Origin of the sequence: Glycomyces paridis, assembly GCF_004912155.1 — a bacterium.
Classification (GTDB): Bacteria; Actinomycetota; Actinomycetes; order Mycobacteriales; family Micromonosporaceae; genus Glycomyces; species Glycomyces paridis.
Genome location: NZ_STGX01000011.1, coordinates 184,660 through 192,418 on the forward strand (window position 1 = coordinate 184,660; position 7,759 = coordinate 192,418).

Here is a 7,759-nt window from a genome sequence, read left to right on the forward strand (position 1 = left end):
GCCATGACTCATCAAGGTCGCACCGCCACGGGACGCACGGTCGCCGTCGTCGGCGGCGGGTACGGCGGCGCCGCCGTCGCCGCCGCGCTCGACGAGCACGCCGACGTGCTCCTCATCGAGCCCAAGGACGCCTTCGTCAACGCCGCCGGATCACTCAGGGCGCTGACGCGGCCAGACGAGTGGGCCGAGCGGATCTTCTTCCCCTACGACACGCTCCTCAAGCGCGGCAGGCAGATCCGCGAGTACGCCGCCGCGGTCGACCCGCACGGCGTCACCCTCGCCGGCGGCGCCCGCGTCGAGGCCGACTACCTCGTCATCGCCACCGGCTCGGGCTACCCGTACCCAGCCAAGACCCGCACCGACTCCTCCCCCGAGGCCGTGGCGCACTTCAAGGCCACCCACGCCGACCTCGCCGCGGCCCGGCGGGTCCTCATCGCCGGTGCCGGGCCCGTCGGGCTGGAGCTCGCCGGGGAGATCAAGGCCGTCTGGCCCGAGAAGGTCGTGACCATAGTGGACCCCGCCGCCGAGCTGCTGCCCGGCTACGAGCCGGCCCTGCGCGCCGACCTCCACCGCCAGCTCGACCTGCTCGGTATCGAGCTGCGGCTCGGCACCGCGTTCGCGGCCGAACCCGAGCTCGAACCCGGCAGCGCCGGGGTCGTCAAGGTCGACCTCGGCACCGACCAGGTCGAGGCCGACATCTGGTTCCGCGCCTACGGCGCCACGGTCAACTCCGACTACCTCGGCGACGCCCTCGCCCCGCTCGACCGCGACGGCCGCCTCCCGGTGACCGCGAAGCTCAATGTGGACGGTCACGCGCACGTGTACGCGGTCGGCGACGTCACCGACGTGCCTGAGGAGAAGCGCGCTGGCAGCGCCATGCGGCACGCCGAAGTGGTGGCCGCCAACATCATCGCGCAGATCAACGGCGAGGAGCCCGCCGGCGAGTACCGGCCGATGCCCGTCCCGGTGGTGCTCCTCCCCCTCGGGCCGGAGCACGGCGTCGGGCAGATCCCCTCCGAGGACGGCCCCGCCCTGCTCTCCCCCGAGGACGTCGCCGCCTGGAAGGGCCGCGACCTCATGCGCGGCAAGTTCGCCGAGCTGTTCGGCCTGCCCGCCTGAGGAACCGCCCCTTCTAGGCCTCACCACCGCGAAGCCCCGGCCGCCCGATCGTCAACGGCCGGAACGGCGACGCCCCCGCCGCGCCCGAATGGCGCGGCGGGGGCGTTCGCGATCTCAGGAGGCGTCGCGTCCCGCGGACGGGCAGCTGTCGTCGGTGAACACCGCCGGAACCCGGTTGTCCGCCACGAGCCGCGTCAGAAGTCCCTTGAGGACTTCCCGGTCCTCCGCGTCGAGCGCCAGCGGCAGCTCGGCGACGCGGCGGGTGGTCTCGGCGTGGAACTCCTCGGCGAGGCGGGCGCCCTTGTCGGTGAGCGCGACGCGGAAGGCCCGGCCGTCGCCCGGGTCGGCCTCGCGGCGCACGAGCCCGCGCTTGACCGAGCGGTCGACGAGCCCCGAGATGCTCGACTTGGCGAGCCCGAGGGTCTTCGCGAGCTCGAACATGCCGTACGGGCGGGGTATGAGGACGCACAGCAGCTGGGCCTGCTGGACGGTGAGGTCGAAGTCGCGCACGGCGTCGGCGTAGACCGCGTCGACGAGGAACGCGGTGCGGACCAAGGCGGTGCCCATGTTCATCGGCTCCCCGGCGTGCTCCTCCATCCGGCAAGCATACTGCCTGGCCAGGGCCGGTCGCCCGTGTCGTCGGCCACCATGCGCCAGCCCGCGGCACGCAGGCCCCGAGGCACCGCCGCAAGCGCGCGAATCAGGATCAATAGGACGGACGCGGTGCCTCGGGAGCGGCTTCGCGGCCGCGCCCTTTACCGATCTTCATGGCGTAGGCTGAAGCGACGTCCCGGTTCGGCGCCGGGAGGGCCCGCGACCGATCTCCGCGCGGACCGAGGCGCGGCCGGAAGGCCGCCGCTCCCCAGTACAAGTCTCTGTACAACCCTGTGCAACGCCGATTCGACGCCGATTGGACCGCCTTGAACGATGCAGCCCCCGAGTGGCCGCTCTCGGGAATGGACGCCAACGTGCCCTCGACCGCCCGCGTCTACGACGCGATCCTCGGTGGCCGGGACCATTTCAAGGTCGACCGCGAGGCAGCCGAGATCTTCATGCGGGCGCTCCCCCAGGTCGGCGAGGCCGCGCGGCTCAACCGGGCGGCGCTCATGCGGGGCGTGCGGTACATGGTGGGCCGGGCCGGGATCGACCAGCTCATCGACATCGGCTGCGGGCTGCCCACCATGGAGAACACCCACGAGACCGCGCAGAAGATCGACCCCGACGTCCGCGTGGTCTACGTCGACAACGACCCCATGGTCCTCTCCCACGGCCGCGCCCTGCTCGCCGACGACCGGACGACGATCGTCGTCACCGCCGACCTGCGCGACCCCGAGTCGGTCCTGACCAACCCCGACGTGCGCACCCTCCTCGACTTCGATCGGCCCGTGGGCCTCGTCCTCACCGGCATGCTCATGCAGGTCGCCGACGCCGAAGACCCCGACGGCATCCTCGCGACCCTCATGGCGCCCTTGGCGTCCGGTTCGCACCTGTTCATCACCACCTGGCCCGACACGGGCGACCCGGCCCAGGCGGCGCTGTCGCGGGCCTGCCTGGAGACCCTCGGGAACGGCTGGATCCGCACCCTGGACGCGGTCGAGCGCCACTTCCAGGGGATGCCGCTGGTGGCGCCGGGCCTGGAGTTCGTGCCGCGCTGGCACCCCGGCGAGCCGGACCGCGAAGTCCCGCCGGCGGACGCCCTCGAACCGTTCGAGCGGGTCCTCATCGCCGGCATGGCCGTCAAGCCCTGACCGCCCCCGGGCGAGCGGGGCCGTTGCGTCCCAGCGCGACCGGGGCCTTACTGTAGGTCTCGACGCGTACGAGCCGGGACCCGTTCCGGCGCGTAGGCTCGATGCGGACCGCCGGCGCACCACACGCTCCACCAGCTGTACAGCGTGTTCGAGAAGAGAAGAGACCCGCCCATGCCCATGCTCGAAATCCGACGGCACAGCAAGCGCGACGGGGACGAGGCCGTGCACCTCTCCCAGGAGGGGGTCGAACTCGCCAGGTGGTCCGGGACCCTCATGGGGCCCTTCCAGGTCGTCGCCACCAGCGTCGCGCCGCGGGCGCGCGAGACCGCGATCGCGATGGGCTTCGCGGTGACGGTGGAGCTGCCGACGCTCCCGAACGTCAACGCGTTCCTCCAGGAGTCCCAGGCGGCCTCGTACGACGTGGGCGCGCCGTTCACAAGGCTCGCGCGGCTCGTCGCCAAGCGCGGCAGCGCCGTGAGCGACTACTCGAACGCGCTCGCCCGGCAGTGGTCGGAACTGCTCGCGCCGCTCGGCCCGGGCGACGCGGCCATGGTCATCGGCCACGGCGGCCACATCGAATGCGCGCTCACCGCGCTGTTCCCCGAGGCCGACCACGACGAATGGGGCGCGCTCTTCGGGTACATGGAGGGCGCGCGGCTCCACTACGACACTGCGGCGGGCCGCTTCCACGACATCGAGTTCGTGCGCGGCTGACGGCGGCCCGACGCGGGCGCGGGAATGAGGTTGCCGCCCCGGCGGGGCGGTGCTTTGATCGGGGGATGCCAAGCACCGCGCAGTTCCTGGCGTTCGTCGTCGCCTCGCTCGTCCTCATCCTCATCCCCGGGCCCTCGGTCATGTTCGTGATCGGCCGTGCTCTGGCGTACGGGCGGCGCAAGGCGGTGCTCACCGCGTGGGGGAACGCGATCGGCACCGGCTGCGCGGCGTCCCTCGCGGCGGTCGGGCTCGGCGCGCTCATCCAGGAGTCGGCGCTGGCGTTCGCGATCGTGAAGTACACCGGGGCGGCGTACCTGGTGTTCTTGGGCGTCAAGGCCCTTCGCGACCGCAAGAGTCTCATGTCGACACCCGAGCCGGAGGACTCGGCGCCGCGGCGCACGCTCGCCACGATGGCCGAGGGCTTCATGGTGGGGCTCCTCAACCCGAAGTCGATCCTGTTCTTCCTGGCGATCCTGCCGCAGTTCGTGAACACCGGCGCCGGTTCGGCGACGATGCAGATGCTGCTGCTCGGCGGGACGTTCGCGCTCCTGGCGGGCCTCTGCGACACCGGTTGGGGACTCGTGGCCTCGGCCGCGCGCGACGTGCTGCGCCGCCCGCGGCCCAAGCTGGTGCTCGCCCGCGCCGGCGGCACGGCGATGATCGGCCTGGGCATCGCGGCGGCGGCCGGCGAGCGGGCCTGACGGACCTGGGCCGCTCTCAGCGCGGGCGCCGCCGAACCGGTCGGCGCCGGAACCCTCGGGCCGCCCGACCCGTCGAACGTGAACGGCGACAGGCCCGCCCGAACACCTGCTTTGGGCCGATGAGCGGGTCGGACTTTGTTGGGAGCGCTTGCATATCGAACTTCTTGGATATATAGTGTGTGGACCCTCACCGCCGATCCATTCCTTCTCCCGGCTCGCGCGGTCCGCGCGGCGGACCGCCTCGACGCCCCGGCAGCGTCAAGAGAGGACCCCATGTCTGCCACCTCCCACCCCGTCCTGCGCAGAGGACTCGTCGCCGCGGCGGCCGCCCTCCTCGTCGCGGCGGCGGCGCTCATCGCGGTACTGATCCCCAAGCCCGCCAGCGCCGCCCAGCTGACCGAGATCACCGGCTTCGGGAACAACCCCAGCAATCTCCAGATGTACCTGTACGTCCCCGACAACGTCGACCCCGAGCCGGCGCTCGTGGTCGCGATCCACTACTGCACCGGTTCGGGCCCGGCGTTCCACTCGGGCACCGAGTGGGCGCAGCTGGCCGACCAGTACGGGTTCATCGTGCTGTACCCCTCGGTGACGCGGTCGAGCAAGTGCTGGGACGTCTCGTCCCCGGCCTCCCTGTCGGGCACCGGCAGCGATTCGGTGGGCATCAAGTCAATGATGGACTGGGTCGACGCGGAGTACAACGTGGACCCCGACCAGATCTACTCGACGGGCGTCTCCTCGGGCGCGATGATGACGAACGTGATGCTCGCGGTCTACCCCGAGGTGTTCGCGGCCGGCGCCTCGTTCTCGGGGGTCCCGTACACGTGCTTCGCGACCGACAACGGCTCGGAGTGGAACTCGCAGTGCTCGGGCGGGCAGATCAACCGGACCCCGCAGCAGTGGGGCGATGCGGTGCGCGCCAACAACCCCGGTTACTCCGGGCCGTGGCCGCGGATGCAGATCTGGCACGGCACGAACGACGACACGCTCCAGTACCCGAACTTCCAGGAGCAGATCGACCAGTGGACCAACGTCCACGGCACCGACCAGACCGCCGACTACTCGGACACGCCGCAGGCGAACTGGAACCGGACCCGCTACGGCGGCACCGGCGCGCAGGCCGCGGTGGAGGCGATCAGCCTCCAGGGGGTCGGGCACAACCTGTACTCGTGGGGGATGGCGTCGAAGGCGCTGGAGTTCTTCGGGTACGACACCGACGCCGAGCCCACGACCTCGCCGACCGACGAGCCGACCGACCCGTCGACGACGCCGACCGGCGGTCCGACCGGCGGGTGCTCGGCGTCGATCACGGTGGTGAGCACGTGGAACTCGGGTTGGCAGGCGAACGTGAACGTGACGGCCGGCAGCGCGGCGATCAGCGGCTGGACGCTGAACTGGACGTGGCCCTCCGGGCAGTCGATCACCTCGTCCTGGAACGCGGATGTGAGCGCGAGCGGCTCGACGGTGACGGCCGGCGACGTGGGCTGGAACGGCGCGGTGGCCGCGGGCCAGACGCGCTCCTCGGCCTGGGGCTTCATCGGCTCGGGTTCCGCGGCCACGCCGACGGTGACCTGCACGCCCGCTTAGGAGACTCGCGGAGCGGTCGGGGCCGCGGGGACTTCGGTCCTCGCGGCCCCGACCGTGTGCGCCTCGGCCGGGGCCCGGCCCAACCGCCGGACATGGCCGGTTCGTACCCGAACGCAGTGCGCGCGACTCGGCCGGTTCTCGCACGGACCCGGACCGCGCGACATTACCGGCGAGTAGGCCTAGACTGTTGCGGACACGGATTGGAGCCGCCCGACATGACCGAGTTTCCTCCTGAGGTGCGCGACCGCTTCGCCGGTGCGGGCATGGACCTCGACAAGCTGTTCTCCGCCGGTGAGCTGGGCGAACGCATGGGCATCGACGTGATCGCCGCCGCCCCGGAACGAGTCGAGGCCCGCATGGAGGTCGAGGGGAACCGCCAGCCGTACGGGCTCCTGCACGGCGGCGCCTCGGCGGTCCTCGCCGAGACGCTCGGGTCGGTCGGCGCGATGCTCCACGCGGGACCCGGCAGGCTCGCGGTCGGCGTGGACCTCAACGTGACCCACCACCGTGCCGCGAAGTCGGGCACCGTGACGGGCGTGGCGACCCCGATCCACCTGGGCCGCTCGACCGCCACCTACGAGATCGTGATCGAGAACGACGAAGGCCGCCGCATCTGCACGGGCCGTCTCACCTGCATGATCCGAGACGCCCCGGCCGCCTGAGCGCGAGGCCGGCTCCGCGGTTCGCGGTTCGCGGTTCGCGGTTCGCGGTTCGCGGTTCGCGGTTCGCGGTTCGCGGTTCGCGGTTCGCGGTTCGCGGTTCGCGGTTCGCGGTTCGCGGTTACAGCGTCTACCATCCCTAGCTGTTCTGTCCTGGGAGGTTGTGAACACCGCAATGGCTGAGGCGGGCTGAAACAAGGCGAGGGCCTTCTGGTTCGGTGTGAATCGCTACAAGACACGCCGACTAGAAAGGCCCTCGATGAGCCATGCTAACGCCCCCTTGACCCCGACCGGCAGGCTGCGCCTGGCCCGGTGCGTCGTGGAGGACGGCTGGCCCCTGCGCCGGGCGGCCGAACGCTTCCAGGTCTCCCCGACCACCGCCTGGCGGTGGGCCGACCGCTACCGCCGATACGGCCAGGCCGGCATGAGCGACCGCTCCTCACGCCCCGCCACCAGCCCGAACCGCTTGCCCTCGCGCACCGAGCGGCGGATCATCAAAGTCCGCCTCGCCCGCCGGTGGGGACCGGCCCGCATCGCCTACCTTCTCGGCCTGAACCCCTCGACGGTCCACCGGGTCCTGACCCGCTACCGCCTGCCCCGCCTCACTCACCTCGACCGCGCGAGCGGCGAGCCGGTCCGCCGCTACGAGCGAGCGAAGCCGGGCGAGCTGGTCCACATCGACATCAAGAAGCTCGGGAACATCCCCGACGGCGGCGGCCACCGCGTGGCAGGCCGCGCCCAGGGCCGGCGCAACGGCAGAGCCTCCCAGCCCCTGGCCCCCACACGCAAGTCCGGCGCGAAGATCGGCTACGCCTGCCTCCACACCGCCATCGACGACCACTCCCGGACCGCCTACACCGAGATCCTGGCCGACGAGACCAAAGAGTCCGCCTGCAGCTTCGCGAAGCGCGCCATCGCCCACTTCGCGAGCATCGGGGTCGCCATCGAGCGCATCATGACCGACAACGGCGCCTGCTACAACTCCCTGGCCTGGCGTGACCTGCTGCGGGACCAAAACATCGCCCACAAGCGGACCCGGCCCTACCGGCCCCAGACCAACGGGAAAGTCGAGCGGTTCCACCGCACCCTGGTCGATGAATGGGCCTACGCCCGCCCCTACCGGACCGAGACCGAGCGCCGCGAGGCGCTACCGGTGTTCCTGCACTGGTATAACCATCACCGCGCACACACGGGGCTTACACCTTTGGTGTTGACACCGTTCTATGCGGCG

General features: G+C 71.5%; 8 protein-coding genes. 7 read left to right on the forward strand and 1 reads right to left on the reverse strand.

Annotated elements, in window-relative coordinates; translation table 11 throughout:
* Positions 1 to 3 precede the first annotated feature (3 nt).
* Entirely contained in the window at positions 4 to 1,119 is a 1,116-nt protein-coding gene (locus E9998_RS15905) for an NAD(P)/FAD-dependent oxidoreductase (protein ID WP_136530679.1), read from the forward strand.
* A 114-nt stretch (positions 1,120 to 1,233) separates the two neighbouring features.
* Here E9998_RS15905 and E9998_RS15910 read toward each other — a convergent pair whose 3' ends face one another.
* Positions 1,234 to 1,716 carry a MarR family winged helix-turn-helix transcriptional regulator gene (locus E9998_RS15910; RefSeq protein ID WP_204745474.1) on the reverse strand — a complete coding sequence of 161 codons (483 nt, stop codon included), beginning with the start codon at positions 1,714 to 1,716 and terminating at the stop codon, positions 1,234 to 1,236.
* Between the two features lie 323 nt (positions 1,717 to 2,039).
* Here E9998_RS15910 and E9998_RS15915 point away from each other — a divergent pair, with 323 nt between their 5' ends.
* The 6 genes from E9998_RS15915 to E9998_RS15945 form a co-directional block, all read left to right on the forward strand.
* Complete coding sequence (locus tag E9998_RS15915; protein ID WP_240037636.1) at positions 2,040 to 2,867, forward strand: SAM-dependent methyltransferase; 828 nt, start codon at positions 2,040 to 2,042, stop codon at positions 2,865 to 2,867.
* Between the two features lie 171 nt (positions 2,868 to 3,038).
* Entirely contained in the window at positions 3,039 to 3,581 is a 543-nt protein-coding gene (locus E9998_RS15920; protein ID WP_136530680.1) for a histidine phosphatase family protein, read from the forward strand.
* A gap of 65 nt (positions 3,582 to 3,646) precedes the next feature.
* On the forward strand, positions 3,647 to 4,282 hold the full coding sequence (locus tag E9998_RS15925; RefSeq protein WP_136530681.1) for a LysE family translocator: 636 nt from the start codon (positions 3,647 to 3,649) through the stop codon (positions 4,280 to 4,282).
* Positions 4,283 to 4,555: 273 nt separating this feature from the next.
* Positions 4,556 to 5,869: an extracellular catalytic domain type 1 short-chain-length polyhydroxyalkanoate depolymerase gene (locus E9998_RS15930; protein ID WP_136530682.1), complete on the forward strand. Its 1,314-nt coding sequence runs from the start codon at positions 4,556 to 4,558 to the stop codon at positions 5,867 to 5,869.
* Between the two features lie 215 nt (positions 5,870 to 6,084).
* On the forward strand, positions 6,085 to 6,531 hold the full coding sequence (locus tag E9998_RS15935) for a PaaI family thioesterase (RefSeq protein WP_136530683.1): 447 nt from the start codon (positions 6,085 to 6,087) through the stop codon (positions 6,529 to 6,531).
* Positions 6,532 to 6,787: 256 nt separating this feature from the next.
* Positions 6,788 to 7,759 (forward strand): IS481 family transposase (locus tag E9998_RS15945; protein ID WP_136530684.1); only part of this gene is annotated, 972 nt, incomplete at its 3' end.

Excerpts from the sequence above, each read along its gene's own strand:
- E9998_RS15920 (WP_136530680.1), top strand. The coding sequence starts at position 3,039 with ATGCCCATGCTCGAAATCCGACGGCACAGCAAGCGCGACGGGGACGAG.
- E9998_RS15925 (WP_136530681.1), top strand. The coding sequence starts at position 3,647 with ATGCCAAGCACCGCGCAGTTCCTGGCGTTCGTCGTCGCCTCGCTCGTC.
- E9998_RS15935 (WP_136530683.1), top strand. The coding sequence starts at position 6,085 with ATGACCGAGTTTCCTCCTGAGGTGCGCGACCGCTTCGCCGGTGCGGGC.
- E9998_RS15905 (WP_136530679.1), top strand. The coding sequence starts at position 4 with ATGACTCATCAAGGTCGCACCGCCACGGGACGCACGGTCGCCGTCGTC.
- E9998_RS15930 (WP_136530682.1), top strand. The coding sequence starts at position 4,556 with ATGTCTGCCACCTCCCACCCCGTCCTGCGCAGAGGACTCGTCGCCGCG.
- E9998_RS15910 (WP_204745474.1), bottom strand. The coding sequence starts at position 1,716 with ATGGAGGAGCACGCCGGGGAGCCGATGAACATGGGCACCGCCTTGGTC.